This is a genomic window from Arthrobacter sp. TJ-170 (assembly GCF_058269305.1).
The window spans coordinates 1-16,736 of the sequence record NZ_JBZCNL010000012.1; the positions used below are offsets into that span (position 1 = coordinate 1).

The 16,736-nt window shown below is 64.2% G+C and carries 21 protein-coding genes; 13 read left to right on the forward strand and 8 right to left on the reverse strand.

Annotated elements, in window-relative coordinates; all coding sequences use genetic code 11:
- On the forward strand, positions 1 to 235 hold a 235-nt coding region (locus AC4D1W_RS16060), incomplete at its 5' end, for a hypothetical protein (RefSeq protein ID WP_490899413.1).
- Between the two features lie 52 nt (positions 236 to 287).
- Here AC4D1W_RS16060 and AC4D1W_RS16065 read toward each other — a convergent pair.
- Together AC4D1W_RS16065 and AC4D1W_RS16070 are read right to left on the reverse strand one after the other, a co-directional pair.
- Complete coding sequence (locus AC4D1W_RS16065) at positions 288 to 785, reverse strand: DUF6326 family protein (protein WP_490892733.1); 498 nt, start codon at positions 783 to 785, stop codon at positions 288 to 290.
- 96 nt (positions 786 to 881) lie between these two features.
- Entirely contained in the window at positions 882 to 1,922 is a 1,041-nt protein-coding gene (locus AC4D1W_RS16070; RefSeq protein WP_490899414.1) for an NAD(P)-dependent alcohol dehydrogenase, read from the reverse strand.
- Positions 1,923 to 2,021: 99 nt separating this feature from the next.
- On the opposite strand from AC4D1W_RS16070, the gene AC4D1W_RS16075 reads away from it, so the two are divergent.
- From AC4D1W_RS16075 to AC4D1W_RS16100, 6 genes are all read left to right on the forward strand, one after another.
- Entirely contained in the window at positions 2,022 to 2,726 is a 705-nt protein-coding gene (locus AC4D1W_RS16075; protein WP_490899415.1) for a TetR/AcrR family transcriptional regulator, read from the forward strand.
- Between the two features lie 125 nt (positions 2,727 to 2,851).
- Positions 2,852 to 3,967: an AI-2E family transporter gene (locus AC4D1W_RS16080; protein WP_490892730.1), complete on the forward strand. Its 1,116-nt coding sequence runs from the start codon at positions 2,852 to 2,854 to the stop codon at positions 3,965 to 3,967.
- Between the two features lie 51 nt (positions 3,968 to 4,018).
- Positions 4,019 to 4,768 (forward strand): hypothetical protein, encoded by a 750-nt coding sequence (locus AC4D1W_RS16085; RefSeq protein ID WP_490892729.1) that lies wholly within the window; start codon positions 4,019 to 4,021, stop codon positions 4,766 to 4,768.
- Entirely contained in the window at positions 4,765 to 6,396 is a 1,632-nt protein-coding gene (locus tag AC4D1W_RS16090; RefSeq protein WP_490899416.1) for a RecQ family ATP-dependent DNA helicase, read from the forward strand. The genes AC4D1W_RS16085 and AC4D1W_RS16090 overlap by 4 nt, the downstream gene beginning before the upstream one ends.
- Positions 6,393 to 7,085, forward strand: coding sequence for a hypothetical protein (locus tag AC4D1W_RS16095; protein WP_490892727.1), 693 nt, complete (start codon positions 6,393 to 6,395; stop codon positions 7,083 to 7,085). Before AC4D1W_RS16090 ends, AC4D1W_RS16095 begins: the two co-directional genes overlap by 4 nt.
- Before the next feature lie 15 nt (positions 7,086 to 7,100).
- Complete coding sequence (locus tag AC4D1W_RS16100) at positions 7,101 to 7,304, forward strand: hypothetical protein (protein WP_490892726.1); 204 nt, start codon at positions 7,101 to 7,103, stop codon at positions 7,302 to 7,304.
- A gap of 10 nt (positions 7,305 to 7,314) precedes the next feature.
- On the opposite strand, the gene AC4D1W_RS16105 is transcribed toward AC4D1W_RS16100, so the two are convergent.
- Positions 7,315 to 8,385: a winged helix DNA-binding domain-containing protein gene (locus tag AC4D1W_RS16105; RefSeq protein WP_490892725.1), complete on the reverse strand. Its 1,071-nt coding sequence runs from the start codon at positions 8,383 to 8,385 to the stop codon at positions 7,315 to 7,317.
- A gap of 49 nt (positions 8,386 to 8,434) precedes the next feature.
- Between AC4D1W_RS16105 and AC4D1W_RS16110 the strand changes: the two genes are divergently transcribed.
- The 3 genes from AC4D1W_RS16110 (at position 8,435) to AC4D1W_RS16120 (ending at position 10,183) form a co-directional block, all read left to right on the forward strand.
- Positions 8,435 to 9,097, forward strand: coding sequence for an alpha/beta hydrolase family protein (locus AC4D1W_RS16110; RefSeq protein ID WP_490899437.1), 663 nt, complete (start codon positions 8,435 to 8,437; stop codon positions 9,095 to 9,097).
- A 29-nt stretch (positions 9,098 to 9,126) separates the two neighbouring features.
- Positions 9,127 to 9,870 (forward strand): alpha/beta hydrolase, encoded by a 744-nt coding sequence (locus AC4D1W_RS16115; RefSeq protein WP_490899417.1) that lies wholly within the window; start codon positions 9,127 to 9,129, stop codon positions 9,868 to 9,870.
- 127 nt (positions 9,871 to 9,997) lie between these two features.
- On the forward strand, positions 9,998 to 10,183 hold the full coding sequence (locus tag AC4D1W_RS16120; RefSeq protein WP_490892723.1) for a YegP family protein: 186 nt from the start codon (positions 9,998 to 10,000) through the stop codon (positions 10,181 to 10,183).
- Positions 10,184 to 10,201: 18 nt separating this feature from the next.
- Here AC4D1W_RS16120 and AC4D1W_RS16125 read toward each other — a convergent pair whose 3' ends face one another.
- From AC4D1W_RS16125 to AC4D1W_RS16135, 3 genes are all read right to left on the reverse strand, one after another.
- Positions 10,202 to 10,600, reverse strand: a complete 399-nt coding sequence (locus AC4D1W_RS16125) for an ArsR/SmtB family transcription factor (protein ID WP_490892722.1) — start codon at positions 10,598 to 10,600, stop codon at positions 10,202 to 10,204.
- Between the two features lie 257 nt (positions 10,601 to 10,857).
- Positions 10,858 to 11,073, reverse strand: coding sequence for an Rv3202a family protein (locus tag AC4D1W_RS16130; protein WP_490892721.1), 216 nt, complete (start codon positions 11,071 to 11,073; stop codon positions 10,858 to 10,860).
- Positions 11,074 to 11,127: 54 nt separating this feature from the next.
- Positions 11,128 to 11,541, reverse strand: a complete 414-nt coding sequence (locus AC4D1W_RS16135; RefSeq protein WP_490899418.1) for a CBS domain-containing protein — start codon at positions 11,539 to 11,541, stop codon at positions 11,128 to 11,130.
- Between the two features lie 173 nt (positions 11,542 to 11,714).
- On the opposite strand from AC4D1W_RS16135, the gene AC4D1W_RS16140 reads away from it, so the two are divergent.
- From AC4D1W_RS16140 to AC4D1W_RS16150, 3 genes are read left to right on the forward strand one after another with little or no spacing between them, the layout of a single operon-like run.
- Complete coding sequence (locus tag AC4D1W_RS16140) at positions 11,715 to 12,260, forward strand: GNAT family N-acetyltransferase (protein ID WP_490892719.1); 546 nt, start codon at positions 11,715 to 11,717, stop codon at positions 12,258 to 12,260.
- A gap of 59 nt (positions 12,261 to 12,319) precedes the next feature.
- Positions 12,320 to 13,591: a 6-phospho-beta-glucosidase gene (locus tag AC4D1W_RS16145; protein ID WP_490899419.1), complete on the forward strand. Its 1,272-nt coding sequence runs from the start codon at positions 12,320 to 12,322 to the stop codon at positions 13,589 to 13,591.
- Complete coding sequence (locus tag AC4D1W_RS16150) at positions 13,588 to 14,610, forward strand: N-acetylglucosamine kinase (RefSeq protein WP_490892717.1); 1,023 nt, start codon at positions 13,588 to 13,590, stop codon at positions 14,608 to 14,610. The genes AC4D1W_RS16145 and AC4D1W_RS16150 overlap by 4 nt, the downstream gene beginning before the upstream one ends.
- Before the next feature lie 7 nt (positions 14,611 to 14,617).
- On the opposite strand, the gene AC4D1W_RS16155 is transcribed toward AC4D1W_RS16150, so the two are convergent.
- Positions 14,618 to 15,694, reverse strand: coding sequence for a Gfo/Idh/MocA family protein (locus AC4D1W_RS16155; RefSeq protein WP_490899420.1), 1,077 nt, complete (start codon positions 15,692 to 15,694; stop codon positions 14,618 to 14,620).
- Positions 15,695 to 15,710: 16 nt separating this feature from the next.
- Positions 15,711 to 16,730, reverse strand: coding sequence for a LacI family DNA-binding transcriptional regulator (locus tag AC4D1W_RS16160; RefSeq protein WP_490892715.1), 1,020 nt, complete (start codon positions 16,728 to 16,730; stop codon positions 15,711 to 15,713).
- Positions 16,731 to 16,736 lie beyond the last annotated feature (6 nt).

The window sequence follows — 16,736 nt, forward strand, 5'->3', positions numbered from 1 at the left end:
TCTGGCCCTGGCGGCCGTTGCCGGAACGTCATGGGTGCCCGTTGGGATCCGGCGCCGCTTCATGTATGGGACCAGCGCCCTGATGGTCATCGGAGCGGCATTGAACATCGCGTCCCCGTCGCTTACCGAACGCATCATCTGGGTCCCGGCAACCATCCTGCTGGTGATAACACTCTGGCGTGCGGCCAAGCTCGATGCGATCCAAGTCCTCCGTAAATCAGCAGCACCGGCATAACATTGACCTTCTGTTTTCACGTCGATCAGGCAAATCCCTGCCGCGCTTAGGTTCACGCTTGCTGCTGGGCGCGAACGGCTTCACGGTCCGGGCTGGTCGGCATGGTTGCCGACGGCGCGGTGCGGGGCCAGGTCCAGGCGGAGCGCAGGATGAAGGCCAGGATCAGCAGCTCGACTCCAATAGTGAGGCCGTAGTAAAAGGCCCAGTCCCAGGTCGCCCCTGCCGCGTTGAAGATGGAGAGGGGGATGAAAAGCAAGGCAACGACGAGGTTCGTGGCGCGGTTCGCCCGGGCGGGCAGCGTCATCGAGAGCAGCACCATCAGGCTCGGGATCGCTATGATCACGAAGAAGATCGAAATCAATGTCCCAGTGATGTCGAAGACAAAGATCTCGCCACCCCGGATTTCGTCAATTTCGCCGGGCTGGTAGAGGTGGAAGTAGTCGATGTAGATGACGAGGAACATGAAGCTGGTCCAGGCGGCCGCGAGCTTGGCCTGCACGGGGATCGGCGGGTTGTCGAGCAGGTTCGGGGTTTTTGTTCGGATGGGCATTGGTTTTTCTTTCGATTGGAGTGGTCCGTCCGCCGGAGTGGCGGCAGGTCTGGGCGTGCATTCGCACGGGTTGGGTCGTTCTCGTCGGTCCGGTCGTCAGACGGTGATCACGACCTTCCCTCGGGTGTGGCCTGCTCCGACGTAGCGGAGGGCGTCGGCTGCTTCGTCGAGGGTGTGGGTGCGGTCGATGACGGGCGTGATCCGCCCGGTCGTGAGCAGATCGGCAAGGGTGAGCAGGTCCTGGCGCTTCCCGACCGACATGAAGGGCTTCAACTGCTGACGGGTGAATCCGGACAGCACACGCGCTTTGACGATCCGACCGAGGGGGCCGAACCAGCGGCCGCCGCGTCCGCTGTTGGGGATCAGGGTGCCGGTGGGCGTCAGCGCTTGGCGGGCAGCCGCCAGGGGCTGGGCTTCCACGTTGTCGAGGATGACGTCGTAGCGCTTACCGGTGCGGGTGAAGTCGGTCCTCGTGTAGTCAATGACGTGGTCGGCACCGAGTGACCGGACCAGGTCGACGTTGCGGGTGCTGCACACACCCGTCACCTCGGCACCAAGCGCCTTGGCGATCTGTACGGCGAAGGAGCCCACGCCGCCTGACGCGCCCGTGACCAGCACCGTCTGGCCCGGTCGAACGTTCGCGATCTTGCGCAATGCCTGCAACGCCGTCATGGCCGAGGTGGGCACCGCTGACGCGTCCACGACCGACAGGTTGGCAGGCACGGACACGAGGTTGTCCGCCGGGACGCATGCGTACTCCGCGAGTGCTCCAGCAGTGCTCCAGCCGAACACCTCGTCGCCGGGGCGGAGAGCGCTGACGTCCTTCCCGACCGCTGCCACCACGCCGGCGAGGTCCATGCCAGGGATGCCGTGGCGCGGCCGGCGGATCCCGTACACCAGGCGCACCATGTACGGCTCGCCGGTCATGACGAAGTAGTCGCCAGGGTGTACCGAGGCCGCGCCCACCTGGACGAGCACCTCGCCTGGGCCGGGTAGCGGTAGCCCGACATCGGACGACTCGAGCACCGAGGGCGGGCCGTAACGGTGCTGGAAGGCGGCACGCATCGTCGCCGCCCCGCCCAGACTCGCCCCCGGCATCAGGGGTGCTCCGGCATTGGATCGCTGCTCGTTTTCCACAGAAGTCTCCTTGCGTCCGAGTAGCGACTCGCGCTGGCTCGTGAACCGTACAGCGTACGACGTACGTTGTACGGTAAAGTGTGAGCGTACACTGTACTAATGTCAAGCCTTCGAGAGAGCGAGGAATCCGTGTCCGCTAGGGAACAACGCCAGGTTGCGTCAGACGCGGGGCTGAGCAAGCAGCGGATGGTGGTCGAGGCGGTCCGGCTCGCCGACAGCGAGGGGGTCGACGGGCTGAGCATGCGCCGGCTGGCTGGTGCGCTCGGCGCGGGCGCGATGTCGCTCTACCACTACGTGGCGAGCAAGGAGGAGTTGCTGGACGCCATGATCGACATCGTGTTCGAGGAGATCGAGCTCCCGCCCGAAGACACCGACTGGCAGTCGGCGATGCGACGGCGGGCGGTATCCGCCCGACAGGTTCTCGCACGCCACCCGTGGGCGATCGGCCTGATGGAGTCGCGGACATCCCCGGGGCCTGCCAATCTCCGCCACCACGAAGCGGTCACCGCCTGCCTGCGGAGGGCTGGCTTCTCGGTCTTGATGGCGACGCACGCCAATTGGTTGCTCGACAGCCTTGTCTACGGTTACGCCCTGCAGGAAGCCAGCCTGCCGTTCGACACCGCCGATGAGTTCGCGGACATGGGCGAGGACGTCTACCTGCCCCAGCTTCCTCCTGACGAGTTCCCCTACCTCAACGAGTCCGCCGCGGCGCTCGTCGCTGCCGGCTACGACCCGGCGGACGAGTTCATCTTCGCCCTCGACCTCGTCCTAGCCGCCCTCGAGCCCCTGAGAGCCTCCGCATAGCGACGCTCACGGACCGCCCGGCAGGCATCCCCCGCACACCCACTCCCACCCCCGAAAAAAATACACAGTATGCTTAGCATTTATTGCCAGCGCATACCGATTACCCCACGGGGAAGGGAAAACACATGGCCGGATCCCACCTGCACAGCGTTCGATCGAGTCCCTGGTCAGACGGCCTCGGCCGGACCGGCTCCCGGGCCGGGCAGATCCTGCTGATACTCACTCTTGCGGTCGTGGCCATCTACGGCCTACTCCAGATCCGTCTGCTCGTCATCCCCATCATCATCGCGTTGATCCTCGCGGCGGCCATCGGGCCGTTCGTGAACCTGCTGCGTCGGCGCGGAGTTCCCGGCGCTCTCGCCACAGCCATCGCCTTCCTTGCCCTGCTGATCGCGCTCTCCGCCGTCATCACCATCATCGTGGTATCGGTCCGAAGCCAGGCCGATGAGCTGATCACTTCCGCCAGCGAGGGCCTCGATGAGTTGCAGGCATTCCTCACCAGCGGACCATTCCCGATCGCGCCGGAGCAGCTCGACCAGGCGCGGACAGCCATCATCGACTTTGCGACGAGCCCGCAGTTCCGGTCGGGTGCAATTTCGGGCGCCTCCGTGGTGGCCGAGTTCCTCACCGGCGCCACCCTGACAGCCGTCATCCTCTTCTTCTTCCTGAAGGACGGCAAGAAGATCTGGGAGTTCTTCCTTCGACCCTTCAAGGGCGAGCGCGACCAGAAGCTGCGCCGCGCCGGCACCCGCACCCTCGAGGTCCTCGGCGGCTACGTCCGCGGTACGGCGATTGTCGCCCTGGTGGATACCGTGGCGATCGGCGCCGCGCTGCTCATTCTCGGTGTACCGCTCGCTTTGCCGCTTGCCATGATCGTCTTCATCGGCGCATTCATTCCCCTGGTGGGCGCCACCATCGCCGGTATCCTCGCCGCACTCGTTGCACTCGTCGCCAACGGGCCGATCGTCGCGCTCATCGTGGTTGGCGTCGTCGTCGCGGTCAACCAGCTCGAAGGTGACCTTCTGCAGCCGGTCGTGATGGGCAAATCACTGAGCCTCCACGCACTGGTGATTCTGCTGGCTCTGACCGCCGGAACCATCCTCGCGGGCATCATCGGCGCCGTACTGTCGGTTCCCATTGCCGCGGTGACCTGGGCGATCCTGCAGGTGTGGACCGACGAGGACCCGCGGATGGAACCGCTGAATCCGGACCTGCCGCCCGCGGGATCCGAGCCAACCTGAGCACAGCGGGGCGTGGAACAAATGGCACCGCAACCGGAAGAGAGGTAGCCCGTGAGCATGGCACTGATCGGTTCACTCGTCATTGCGCTGGTATTGGCGGCACTGCACCTCGCCGCTCCACACATCCGCAAATTGCCGCTTGTCCCGGAAAACGTGACGGGGTCATTTGCGGGAGGACTCGCGGTTGCCTACGTCTTCCTTCACCTGCTCCCGGAAATCGCTGAGGGCAACGAGGCGATCGGAGAACTCCTCGAGGACACCATTGAGGTCACTCCGCTTTTCGATCTCGGCATTTTCGTTGTAGCCCTCACCGGTTTCACCATCTTCTATGGACTGGACCGTTTGGCCACCTCCCGGCGCTCGCGCAAGCGCCCCGATTCGGCAGCAGCCTACTGGGTGCACCTCGGAGCGTTTGCGTTCTACAACACGCTCATCACCTACACGATGGCCCTGCGCGTTGAAACGGGTTACCTGTTCGCAGTCCTCTTCGCCATCGCCATGGGTCTGCACTTCGTGCTCACGGACCGGCATCTGGAGGAACATTACCCACGACGTTTCGACTCCAGCGGACGGGTGGTCCTCGCCGGCGCGCTCCTCCTCGGCTGGTTCCTGTCGTTCGTGTTCGCGCCGACCAGCACGGTTGTCGTCGCCATACTCACCGCGCTGCTGGGTGGCGCCGTCCTGCTGAACGTCTTCAGGGAAGAGCTTCCGTCAGACCGCGGGTCCAGTTTCCCCTGGTTTCTTGCCGGCATGGTGTTGTACTCCATCCTGCTTGCCCTCCTCACGGCGACCGCTGAATGAACCCGAAACCCGAAGCCCCCGCACGGGAGCTCTTCGGCTGGGACTCCCTGCTCCCGGGGCAGCGCAAGGCTCTGAAAGCGGCCGACGACGGCAGGAACCTTCTCTGCGTCCTCCCCACCGGTTACGGGAAGTCAGCCATCTACCAGGTGGCGGCCATGACCGTCCCTGGCGTCGCCGTCGTGGTTTCACCACTTATTGCCCTCCAGCGTGACCAGGTGGAGGGCATCAACGAGGCGCTCGGCGAGGTCCGCGCCTATGTCCTGAATTCCACTGCCACCGACGCTGAAATCGACGAGGCCTGGGTGGCCGCAGGAGACGTCGACGAAGAACGCCGGGCCAAGTTCCTCTTTCTCGCGCCCGAACAGGTGGCGCGGGCGGAAGTAGCCGAACGGCTCAAGGCCCTCGACGTGTCCTTTCTCGTGATCGACGAGGCGCACTGTGTGTCGGCATGGGGCCACGATTTCCGCCCTGACTACCTCCAGCTTGGCTCGCTCGTGAAGCGGCTGAAGCGCCCGGTGATCGCACTGACGGCAACGGCCTCTCCCCCGGTGCGGCAGGAAATCATCGAGCGGCTGAAACTGAGGGACGCCGTCGTCGTCGCCGAAGGCTTCGACCGGCCGAACCTGCACCTCAGCGTCCAGCAGCACGAGTCCGAGCGGGACAAGAAGCGCGCCGTTCTTGAACAGGTAACTTCCCTACCAGGGCAGGGACTGCTGTACACCGCCACCCGCAACCAGACGGACGAGTACGCGCAGGAGTTGCGGAAGGCGGGATTGCGCGCTGACGCCTACCACTCGGGCCGCAGGAAATCAGAGCGGACCGCCCTGCACGAGGATTTCCACGCCGGTGAGCTGGATGTCGTGGTGGCCACCACGGCGTTCGGAATGGGCATCGACAAGCCTGACGTGCGGTTCGTGATACACGCGGACATCCCCGACTCGCTCGACAGCTACTACCAGGAGGTTGGGCGCGCGGGCCGGGACGGTGAGCCTGCCGACGTGGTGCTGCACTATCGCACCGAAGACCTTGGGATCCGCCGGTTCTTCGCGGGCAAGAGTGTGCAGGAGGACAGCCTCCGCGAGTTGCTTGCCGCCCTGCGGTCAGCCGACGGTGCGCTCGACGCGGCGGGCATTCGGGAGGAGACCGGGCTGACACAGCGCAAACTCTCCGGACTCCTGAACCAGCTCCTTGAGGTGGGAGCGGTCCGCGAGCGCGGCGGAAAATACCGCGCCGCAGCCGCCGATGCTGATCAGGTGGTGGCCGACGTCGTCGAGCACCGGAAGCAGCGGCAGGAAATGGACCGTTCCCGCCTGGATATGGCTCGGCAGTACGCCGAACACCGGGGGTGCCGGCGGAGGTTCCTGCTCGGCTACTTCGGTGAGGAGCGGGAAGGCCTCTGTGATGCCTGCGACAACTGCGATTCCGGCCGGTCGGCCGAAAACAACGACAACGGCAAGAACCACCCCTTCGCCCTGCAGAGCACAGTGCGGCACGGCGAATGGGGTCGGGGCGTTGTGATGGGTTACGAGAACGACGTCGTCACCATCCTGTTCGAGGAGCACGGATACAAGTCGCTGTCCGTTCCACTGGTTGAGGCGAAGAATCTGTTGAAGGAGGTGGGATTGTGAACCTGGTGTCCTCGCTGGCGCGCGCCGGCGGCCAGGGGCTGAAGGCCGTGTTCGCCGCCCTGTCGGTTTTTCGTCCGGGACGGCCCATTCACTGTAACGGCGTGATGTTGGAGGGGACCCTTACCCACACCCGGGGCCTCAGCAGCGAAGAATGGCTGGACAGCCCGGGTGACGTCCAGGTGCTCGCGCGGATATCGCGCTCGGCGGGCTTGCCGGATACCGTGCCCGACGTCATCGGCCTGGCTCTACGCGTCGGCGACGCGGACGTGCTGCTCTCCACGACCGGGCGCGGGGTACCTGGTCGATTTCTGATCCTGCCGCGGCGGTCGGTCGTGGACGGACCTTTCACCACGCTTATGCCGTTCAAGGGGACCGGAGGTCCCGTGCTGCTGGCCGTACGCCGCGAGGGACCCGGCCCTGAGCTGAGGACACTGTCCGAGCTTCGCCGGTACGGGAAGGAGCTTCAGTGGGGCCTGTTTTACAGCCGGCTGCGCGGGCCGTGGACGCGTGTCGGCGCCCTGCGGTTGATGGTCAGCAGCAACCAGGATCAAGCGACACGGTTCGACCCCGTGGGACGTCCTCCTGCCGGTCTGGCCACGTATGGATGGACACGGGCGCTGCGGGTTCCGTCGTACGCTCTCGCACAAAAATCCAGAGGATGGATACACTTCGGGAGAGAAGTCCGATGAGCCCGAAAGTGACCCATGGAAACGAACCACAAGCTTTCTCCGGAAGAACCCTTCCCGGAAGACCTGACCGTCCTTGAGGACGTCGAGGTGGAAGTACTCAACAGCCGCATTCACCGGGAGCTTGAAGCTGAGTATGCGGAAGGGCTTCCGGAGCCGGAAACTGAGGCACGCCTCGAGGAGGTCAACCTGGAGTTGAACCGACGCGAGCAGGAGGGCTGAGGATGAACGCCTACGAAGCGAGGAACCGTTCGTAAGCCGTGACGGCGCCGTCGAAAGCATGAGTGTCACTGATGCTCGATTCCGGAAACGGCGTGACTGTTACTGAACGTTCGCGCGGGCTCCTCCGCCACGTTCCCACAGCCCGGCCGTCCAGCACGAGCGAGGGCTTGAAGACCCCGTTTTTGGCGAGCATGATGCGCGATGCGTATTCGCCGGGGAGCATCAATGACCGGTCCTGGTAGCCAAGGATGTATTCGTCGTATCCGGGCAGGAGCAGTCCTTCAGCAGCCACCGATCTTTGGTCAGCTGCCGCAGAGAGCGCCCAGTAACCTACCCCGTCATGGACATACTCCGTAAGCTCACTGCGGGCGAGCGCCAACCCAATCTTGGCGTCAGTGACCGTGAGCTTCGACCACCAAACGAAGTCCTGCAGGGTTGCCGGGCCATGTCCCGCGAAATACCCGAGAACGAACCGTCTCAGAGCCTCTTCCCGATCGAGATCGGGCTCCCCCGGCGCCCATTCATCAAGCAGCACAAGAGCCTGCTGGGCACCGTCCGGCGGCCCCCAGCACACCAGTTCCACCTGCGCGAGGTACCAGATGATGTGGTATCCCCGCTGGCCAAGGGTGGAGACGCCGGCACGGTTCAGCGCCTCCAGAAACTCGTCGCGGCTCAGTGCCATGCCACCCGCCAGCGCCTCCCCTGCCGCGTCCCGGGCCCGATCGAGTGTCCGCTGATCCAGGCCCAGCTCGTTCAGGCGCCGGGCTGCAGATTTGATCATCCGACCCGCGGTCAATCCCAGCATCCAGCGGAGGTCGGACGGACGCACGAAATGCAACGTGCCGCGGATCGGATAGGAGCGCACTACCTCGGCGCTGTCCAGGACGGCAAGGATGTCATCCCGGGTTGTTCCCGGGGCCCGCAAGCCGAGCGCCCACAGCGCCTGACCAAACTCCTGCGCCTGGACTGCCAGCATCCTGCGGACGACATTCACTCCGCCGCCGGGTCCGTCGTCGTTCTCCGGGAAGTGAGCGGCAAGCCGGCGCTCCAACATGTGATCACGGGTGATGGGTGTTCCCATGGCTACAGTATGCGTCGAGCCGGAGGGGAACCTACGGCATGATGGGCAGATGGCTTTCTCCGAGCGTTTCACCCTGCACGCTGACGACGCCAGTTTCACCTGCGCGTACAGTTGCCCGGATGACCCTGCGGCGACGTTTGTCATTGCCCACGGAGCCGGTGCGGGGATGGACCACCCCTTCCTTGTCGGTTTCAGCGATGCGCTGAACGAGTCGGGCTTCGCAACGCTCAGGTTCAACTTCCCCTACATGGACCAGGGCAAACGTTTCCCGGACCGTCCTCCGAAGGCCATCGCGGTCTGGCGCCGGGTCATGGAAGAGGCGCAGGACCGTTCCGGCGGCAAAACCGTGTGGGCATGTGGAAAATCGTTCGGTGGGCGCATGGCGTCCATCGCTGTCGCGGAGGGGATGAAGGCCGCCGGCCTCGTCTTCCTCGGTTACCCCCTGCACCCGCCGGGCAAGCCGGAAAAAATCCGCGACGCGCACCTGGACGCCGTCGACGCTCCGATGCTGTTCCTCCAGGGGAGTAACGACCCCTTCGCCCAAAAGCACCTCCTGGACGCAGTTGTCGCAAAACTCGGAACGCGGGCAACCCTCCAGCCAGTGCCCGACGCCGATCACTCCTTCGCGATCAAAGGCACCAAGCGGAGTTCACAGGAAATCGGCGCATCCCTCGCCCCTGCCGTGGCGTCGTATGTTGCACGCAATGGTTAGGCAAGGCGGCGAATGGGTACGGTGAAGGTATGCCGAGCCCCGTTCCCACAAACCTGACTGTCATCCCCGCCGCCGACGGCGCCAACACGCCACGACCGGCCGTGCTGGTTCTGCCCGGAGGAGGATACGGCAAGACGTCGCCCCACGAAGCCGAACCGGTCGCAGAGTGGCTCGCGGGCCTCGGACTGCACGCATTTGTGCTCCGGTACCGGGTTGCCCCGCACCAGCACCCGGCACCGCTGAGCGATGCCAAGGAGGCAATGCTCTGGATCCGGGGCGGCGACCACGGCGTCGCTGTAGATACCGGGCGGGTGGGAGTACTCGGATTCTCCGCCGGCGGGCATCTCGCCGCCACCCTTTCCACCGCCACATCCTGTGATGACCCGAAGCTGGACGTCGCCGCTGCCATCCCGGCCCTATCCATTCTGTGCTACCCGGTGGTCTCGTTTACGGACGCCGTCCACCAGGGAAGCATCGATAACCTGCTCGGCCAGTCGCCGTCGTCGGCCCTGCTTCGAAGAATGTCACCGGAATTGAACGTCACCGACGCAACGCCACCGGCGTTCCTCTGGCACACAGCCGACGATGATGCCGTGCCCGTGCAGAACACGTTTGCCTATGCGGGCGCCCTGGTTCAGCACGGGGTGCCCACGGAGGTTCACGTGTTTCCGCACGGCCCGCACGGGCTTGGACTGGCCGACGGTGAGACCGGGCCGGATGAGTGGACCGCCCTCTGTGCGAAGTGGTTGACCAGGCAGGGCTGGACCAGCTGAGGCCTCGGAGCCTTCGTACTGCGCAGTCGAACGTAGGCTGGCGTCACAATCTTCCCTGCGCGACCAATTGATGAAAACCTAAAGTCCTCAGGCGCAATGTGGCGCCGGCATTTTGTGGGGAGAACATATGCCCGGGAACTTCGAGATTTTCAGAGGCGCCGATGCGCTGTATCGCTTCCGTCTCATGGATGAGCACGGCGGGGTCCTCGTGACCTCTGCCGGGTACCGCCGAAAGGTAGAGGCAGTCACGGCCATCACCGCCGTACGCGAGAACGCCGCCACCGGCCACATCAATGACCAGTGTTACGGGTGAGCAACCTGGGGTTGAACATTACGGCCCAGGTGCCGGTCGCGTGTCCGGAGAAGCTTCGGACCCATCCGGCGCGGCCCATTCGGAGGTGAGCAACTGCTGTTGCGTCGACTCGAGAACTTCGCCCAGGAGCATCTTGGCGGAAGCAAGCAGCTCGGCGACGCGTGGGTACGCGAGGCTGTAAAAGACCTGGCTGCCGCGCCGCTCTGACACCACGAGGTGATGGGTCCGCAGGACGGAGAGGTGCTGCGACAGGCGGGAGGCTTCGACGTTCATGTCCGAGATGAGATCGGTCACCGAGACATCGGGCGAAGCGGAGAGGATCTCGAGAACCCGAACACGCACCGGATGCGCCATGCCCTTGAAGAGATTCGCCTTGACCTCGTACAGAGGTTTGTGCGCTCCAGGAAAAATCTCCAACGGGTCACCCTTCGCGTGCATGGAACGGCCGAACAAGCGAATGAGAACCGGTTCCTGAAAAGGCCTGCGGCGGTCGCCGGGGCAGTTGAGCACTTCATCATACCGTCACGGTTACTCACGGGTAGGTATTGCGGGGAGCTTCTTTTTCACCGCTCGGTGCTGACGGTATGCCATCGGCCCCAGCGGACGCGCGTCGGCCCGCCCTTCAGACCGCCCGTCCGCGGGCGGAACCAACAGGCGGGCCGAGGCAGCCGCGATTAAACGGGCTCTTCGTCGATAGGGCCGCGGGGGTAATCGTCGTCGCCGTAGACCGGACGTGCCTGCTCGACGACGTCGGCTTCATTTGCTTCCCGCGTTTCCGCGTTCACCGGCTCCTCCAGCTCGTCCCCAGCGGGTTCCTCGCTGACCTCTGCCTGTTGCTCCAGCCGGTCAGCGTCATTCGCGGTAAAAAGGTCATTCCCCTCTGTGCTCATTACTACCCTCCTCGTCTTTCAGTTCCTCCTCGGACCGTGCAGGAGAAAAGCGGATCAGTAGGAGATCAGTTCAACGAGCTCACCGACCCTGTCTTCGGGGCAGTTGCGGGCAATATCTGCCTGGCTCAGCATGCCGATCAGATCGTGTCCGTCAATCACCGGAAGCCGGCGGACCTGGTGGTCGGCCATGGTCTTGATGGCCTCCTCGACGCTGTCATCGGCACCGATGGTCACGGGTTTTCCCTGCCCGAGCTCACCGGCCTTCATCTGGCGTGGATCGGACCCTTCAGCAAGGCACTTGACCACTATGTCGCGGTCCGTGACCATGCCTTTGAGCCGGTTATCCTCCCCGCAGATGGGAAGCGAGCCCACATCCAGGTCCTTCATCTTTCGCGCCGCTTCTTCCAGGGTTTCGTTCTCGCCGACGCATTCTGCGCCGCCGGTCATGATGTCGCGAGCGGTTGTCATGATCAGTCCCCTTTCCTGCGTGATTGATGTAGGGATGAAACAGGTCCTGCAGGATGAGCTGGACCTGTGACTACGATCATAAGCAAGCTTGCTATCTTTGTGAAGAGGCGTCTGGCGTCTGGCGGACGCGCCGCGACCAGGCCGGAAAGGCCCCACGCAAGGAGTGCCGAAACGTGCAGAATACCGACGCTGCAGTCCTCCGCCGGTGGACGCCGGACGATGCCGAAGCCCTCCGTCGCGCAGAGGCCGACAGCGAGGACCTGCGCATCCAGTTCGGACAGCAGAACCTCACCACCCTCGAAGCGTGCAGGCAGTACATCGAGAACCAGCTGGGAGCGGAAAGCGCTTCGGCACGCCACTTTGCCGTGGCCGTCGACGGAGTTGCTGTCGGCGACATCGGCATCAGCTCGATGGAGTTCAATCACGGCACGGCCTCGGTGTCCTACTGGATGGGCGCCGGGTTCCGCGGCCGTGGGCTCATTACGAGGGGACTCGCGGCGGCGTCGGAATGGGCTTTTTCCGAAGGTCTCTTCCGACTGGAGCTCGGCCACCGGGTCAACAATCCGGCCTCGTGCAAAGTCGCGCTGAGGGCGGGCTTCCAGGCGGAGGGAATTGAGCGCGGAAAGCTCCGATACGGCACTGACCGCTATGACGTCGAGACCCACGCGCGTCTGGCCACGGATCCGCGGCCGGAGGGAATCACCCCTCTACCTTGCTGACCGCGATGCGAGGATGGGATCCGGGCTCTCGCGCAGTACCCAAGGTAGAAGGGACAAGTATGAAAGTAGCTGTCGTAGGTGGCGGATCTACCTACACGCCGGAACTGGTGGACGGATTCGCCCGCCTCGGGAAGATGCTGCCCATCGAAGAGCTGTGGCTCGTCGACCCCGATGCCTCCAGGCTGGAACTGGTTTCCGGCCTGTCCCGGCGAATCTTCTCCAGGGCGGGCCACCCCGGCAGGATCATGACCACGTCCAGCGTCGAGCAGGGAGTCAGCGACGCCGACGTCGTCCTCCTGCAGTTGCGCGTTGGCGGGCAGGCTGCGCGCCACGGTGACGAAACCTTTCCCCATGAGGTGTGCTGTGTCGGACAAGAGACGACCGGCCCTGGAGGCTTCGCGAAAGCGCTGCGAACTGTGCCGGTGGTGCTGGACATCGCTGAGGTCATCCGACGCAAGGCGAAGCCGAACGCCTGGATCATCGACTTCACGAACCCTGTCGGAATTGTCACCCGCGCTCTCCTTCAAGCGGACCACCGGGCGGTCGGTCTGTGCAACGTAGCCATCGGTTTCCAGCGCAGGTTCGCTGCGCTCATCGGTGCTGACCATAACGATATTTCCCTGGACCACGTGGGCCTCAACCACCTCACCTGGGAGCTCGGGGTAAACGTGAAGACGGACGAGGGCTCCGTGGACCTCCTCCCCCGGATCCTTGCGGACCATCTCGAGGAAGTGGCCCGGGAAGTACAGCTCCCGCCGTCGCTGTTAGCGATGCAGCGTGCCGTGCCGTCCTACTACCTTCGCTACTTCTACGCGCACGACGTGGTGCTTGAATCTCAACGGGAACAGCCCTCCCGCGCGCAGTCCGTCATGGAAGTCGAAGCTGCATTGCTCAGAAAGTACGCCGATCAGACCCTGGACGCCAAGCCCGAAGAACTGTCCCAGCGCGGTGGTGCGTTCTACTCCGAAGCTGCCGTTGACCTGATGTCCTCCCTCACATCGGGGCTCGGGGACAAACAGGTCGTCAATGTCCGCAACGACGGCACTCTCCCGTTCCTGCCTGATGACCACGTGATCGAAGTTCCCGCGGTCATCGGAGCCGACCGGTTGACGGTGCCCCCGATCGGAGCACTGCCTGAGGAGATGGTGGGGTTGATCAGCCACGTCGCCTCCTACGAGCGGCTTGCCCTCGACGCCGCACTGCACGGGGGTCGGGACCGTGTCCTCAAAGCAATGCTCGCCCACCCGCTGGTGGGCCAGTTCGACAGGGCGGAGAAGCTGACGGATGCCTTGCTCGCCGCCAACCGGGACCATCTGGCGTGGGCCGGATGAACGAGCAGCGTACCCCCGTTGTTATCGGCATCGACGGAGGCGGATCAAAGACAGACTTCGTGGTCCTCTCGCTGGAGGGCGAGGTGCTCTTCCGTTCGCGGGGCACTGGAGCGAACCCACAGCTCGTTGGCCTCGACAGGTCGGTGACAGTGATCCGCGGGCTCGCCGCCGAAGCGCTGGACGCTATCGGCGGCCGACCCCTGCTACAGACCAGCGTGTACCTTGCCGGAATGGACCTTCCCGTTGAGATCGAGGAGTTCTCCTCCGCTATTTCCGACGACGCGTGGGCAGTGGGAGTAAACGGAGGGCAGGCGCTCGTCGACAATGACCTCTTCGCTCTCCTCAGGGCAGGAACAAACAGGCCCGATGCTGTAGCCGTAGTCTGTGGGACCGGAATCAACGCTGTCGGCATGCGGGCCGACGGCCGAACCGCACGGTTCCCCGCCCTCGGCATGATCTCGGGAGACTGGGGCGGTGGGAGTGACCTCGGCGCACACGCGCTGTGGCATGCAGCCAGGTCGGAGGACGGACGGGGACCCACAACGTTGCTGGCGAGAATGGTCCCGGAGGCCTACGGCCTAACCACCGTGCGGGACGTCATTGAGGGCATCCACCTCAAGCGCCTACCTCTGCGCTCGATTACCGACCTGGCTCCGGTGCTCTTCGAAGCCTCAGCGGCCGGGGACGAAGTCGCCGCATCATTGATTGACCGCCAGGCCGACGAAATCGTGGTGCTGGCTGCCACCGCGCTGGAGCGCCTCGACCTGCTGCACGCCGATGTCCCCGTGGTCCTGGGCGGCGGAATACTGGCATCGAATGACACCCGGCTCCTCTCCCGGATCCGCTCGGGCCTGAGGCAACGAGCACCTCAGGCGCACATCCATCTGGTGACTGCGCCCCCCATTGTGGGAGCGGGGCTGCTGGCTCTGGAAGCAGCGGGAGCGAATGCCCCGGCGCTGACACGTGCGAGGGAGGAGCTGGAACGCCGGCCAGTCAATCAAGAACACCGCCTCAGCTAAGCGCTCGCTAAACCGTCAACTGGTCGCTCACGTACCGGATACCAACCTGTCTCCGGATGTCATCGAGAAGGGCCATAGTCGCAATCGAGTCCGCCCACGGCATAGTAGGGCTTTCAATCAGTCCCTCCTGGATGCAACGTGTAACTTCACGAAGCTGGTAAACGTAATTGCTTCCGATCTGACCAAAGGCCTCAACCCGGGAACCGCCGTCGTTCGTTGTGATGGTGAGTTCTGACGGGTTGCACTGCGGGGTGGACGCCGTCAGCCATCCCGCATTGCCGCTTACCGTTGCAGTACCCGGGCAAGCGGCCACGATCGACGTGATCAGCTGGGCGTGCGCTCCGTTTTCGTAGGTAAGCGTCAAAGCATTGCGCATATCGACGCCCTCGTCAGTCAGCGTGGCCTGTGCCACCACGTCGGCAGGGAAACCAAGCGCGCCAAAGGCCCACGTCAGGGGATAGACCGCAAGATCCAGCAGGGCGCCACCGCCCGCCGCCGGGTCCCACAGGCGGGAGCGCGGATCATAGGCGGCAACGAAACCCAGATCCGCCTGGACCCACTGGATCTCTCCCAGCTCCCCCGAGGCGATGATGTCCCACGCCCGGTTGATGCTCGGAAGGAAACGGGTCCAGACTGCTTCCATCAGGAAGACACCATTGGCTTGCGCAACCTCAGCCAACGCCCGGGCTTCTGCAGCGTTCACAGTGAACGGCTTCTCGCACAACACGTGCTTGCCCGCGGTGAGGGCTGCTTCCGCTACCTCCCGGTGCCGGCTGTGGGGCGTCGCGATATAAACCACGTCCACCTCCGGGTCGGCGAACAGCCGCTCGTACCCGGTCAGGCCGTGCGCGTCATGGTAGCTGGACACGAAACCGAACTCATCGGCAAAGGCCGCAGCGTTCGCTTCACTGCGCGAACTCACCGCCTGGAGCACGGAATCCTCGAGCAGCGCGAGGTCGGCGGTGACCCGGCGGGCTATTTGCCCCGGGGCTACGACGCCCCAGCGCAGGTTCTTCCCGGTCGGGGCCAGAGGGTCAGCTCCGGGTTCGGCGCACGGCGGTACAGGCAGTAGGTGTTGGCGCATGGTCTTCCTTCAAGGCTCAGGCGGAACCGCGGACCACCAGAGAGGTGGGCAGCAGGGTTGCTTGCTCGGCCGGACCGCCCTCGATCAGTGAGAGGAGAATCTCGGCCATTCGGTGTCCCATCTCAACGATGGGGTGGTGAATAGTAGTCAGTTCAGGAGTCAGCGAGGTGGCAAACGAGTCGTCATCGAAGCCGACGACGGCGATATCGGCCGGGATGCTGACGTTGCGTTCAGCCAGCACTTCATAGGCTCCGGCGGCCATCTGGTCATTGGCAGCGAACAGCCCATCAATCTTCTGGCCGCGGTCAAGCAGCCTGCGCATCGCCTCCTTGCCCGATGCCTGCGTGAAGTCGCCGACTTCCACGAGTGAGGTGTCGAGCCGGGCCGACCGCAACGCCGCTTCCCAGCCACGCAACCGGTCGATACCCGCATACATGTCCTGCGGACCGGCGATGGTGGCAATCGACGTCCGTCCGGCTCCGATCAGGTGCTGTGTGGCCCGGGATGCAGCGGCAAGGTTGTCGACCTCAACAAAGTAGCTTTCGCGTTCCCCCTGAAAGGGGCGTCCAGCGAAGACCACCGGAAGGGAATCGCTGATCCTGGTCCAGGAGTGGTCCCCGCTGTGGTGGGAGACCACCAGCGCACCGTCAACGTTTCCTCCGAGAAGGTAACTCCTGGTCTTTTCGGGCCTGGCCTCGGAGGAAACGATCAGGTTGAGCGTGTATTTCGTCTCCACCAGTGTTTGCGCGATGCTTTCCACGAGGGTGGCGAAGAACGGGTCGGCGAACACCTTCGACGTGGACTCCGGTACAACTACGGCCACTGAATTGGTGCGCCTGCTCGCAAGTGAGCGCGCGGCGCGGTTCGGTATGTAGTTGAGGGTCGAGATGGCGCTTTGCACGGCTTTCACAATGTCCGGATCCACGTTCGGCGCATCGTTGACCACCCTGGACACTGTAGATCGTGAGACGCCGGCCAGCGCTGCCACCATTTCCAGGGTTGGCGCGGGCCGCGACCGGCTGGCGTCTGTCTTCACAATTTT

Bases quoted from the DNA above. Each gene is read 5' to 3' on its own strand.
- AC4D1W_RS16075 (WP_490899415.1), top strand. From the start codon at position 2,022: ATGTCAAGCCTTCGAGAGAGCGAGGAATCCGTGTCCGCTAGGGAACAA.
- AC4D1W_RS16080 (WP_490892730.1), top strand. From the start codon at position 2,852: ATGGCCGGATCCCACCTGCACAGCGTTCGATCGAGTCCCTGGTCAGAC.
- AC4D1W_RS16115 (WP_490899417.1), top strand. From the start codon at position 9,127: ATGCCGAGCCCCGTTCCCACAAACCTGACTGTCATCCCCGCCGCCGAC.
- AC4D1W_RS16130 (WP_490892721.1), bottom strand. From the start codon at position 11,073: ATGAGCACAGAGGGGAATGACCTTTTTACCGCGAATGACGCTGACCGG.
- AC4D1W_RS16065 (WP_490892733.1), bottom strand. From the start codon at position 785: ATGCCCATCCGAACAAAAACCCCGAACCTGCTCGACAACCCGCCGATC.
- AC4D1W_RS16110 (WP_490899437.1), top strand. From the start codon at position 8,435: ATGGCTTTCTCCGAGCGTTTCACCCTGCACGCTGACGACGCCAGTTTC.
- AC4D1W_RS16105 (WP_490892725.1), bottom strand. From the start codon at position 8,385: ATGGGAACACCCATCACCCGTGATCACATGTTGGAGCGCCGGCTTGCC.
- AC4D1W_RS16090 (WP_490899416.1), top strand. From the start codon at position 4,765: ATGAACCCGAAACCCGAAGCCCCCGCACGGGAGCTCTTCGGCTGGGAC.
- AC4D1W_RS16100 (WP_490892726.1), top strand. From the start codon at position 7,101: ATGGAAACGAACCACAAGCTTTCTCCGGAAGAACCCTTCCCGGAAGAC.
- AC4D1W_RS16145 (WP_490899419.1), top strand. From the start codon at position 12,320: ATGAAAGTAGCTGTCGTAGGTGGCGGATCTACCTACACGCCGGAACTG.
- AC4D1W_RS16120 (WP_490892723.1), top strand. From the start codon at position 9,998: ATGCCCGGGAACTTCGAGATTTTCAGAGGCGCCGATGCGCTGTATCGC.
- AC4D1W_RS16135 (WP_490899418.1), bottom strand. From the start codon at position 11,541: ATGACAACCGCTCGCGACATCATGACCGGCGGCGCAGAATGCGTCGGC.
- AC4D1W_RS16155 (WP_490899420.1), bottom strand. From the start codon at position 15,694: ATGCGCCAACACCTACTGCCTGTACCGCCGTGCGCCGAACCCGGAGCT.
- AC4D1W_RS16150 (WP_490892717.1), top strand. From the start codon at position 13,588: ATGAACGAGCAGCGTACCCCCGTTGTTATCGGCATCGACGGAGGCGGA.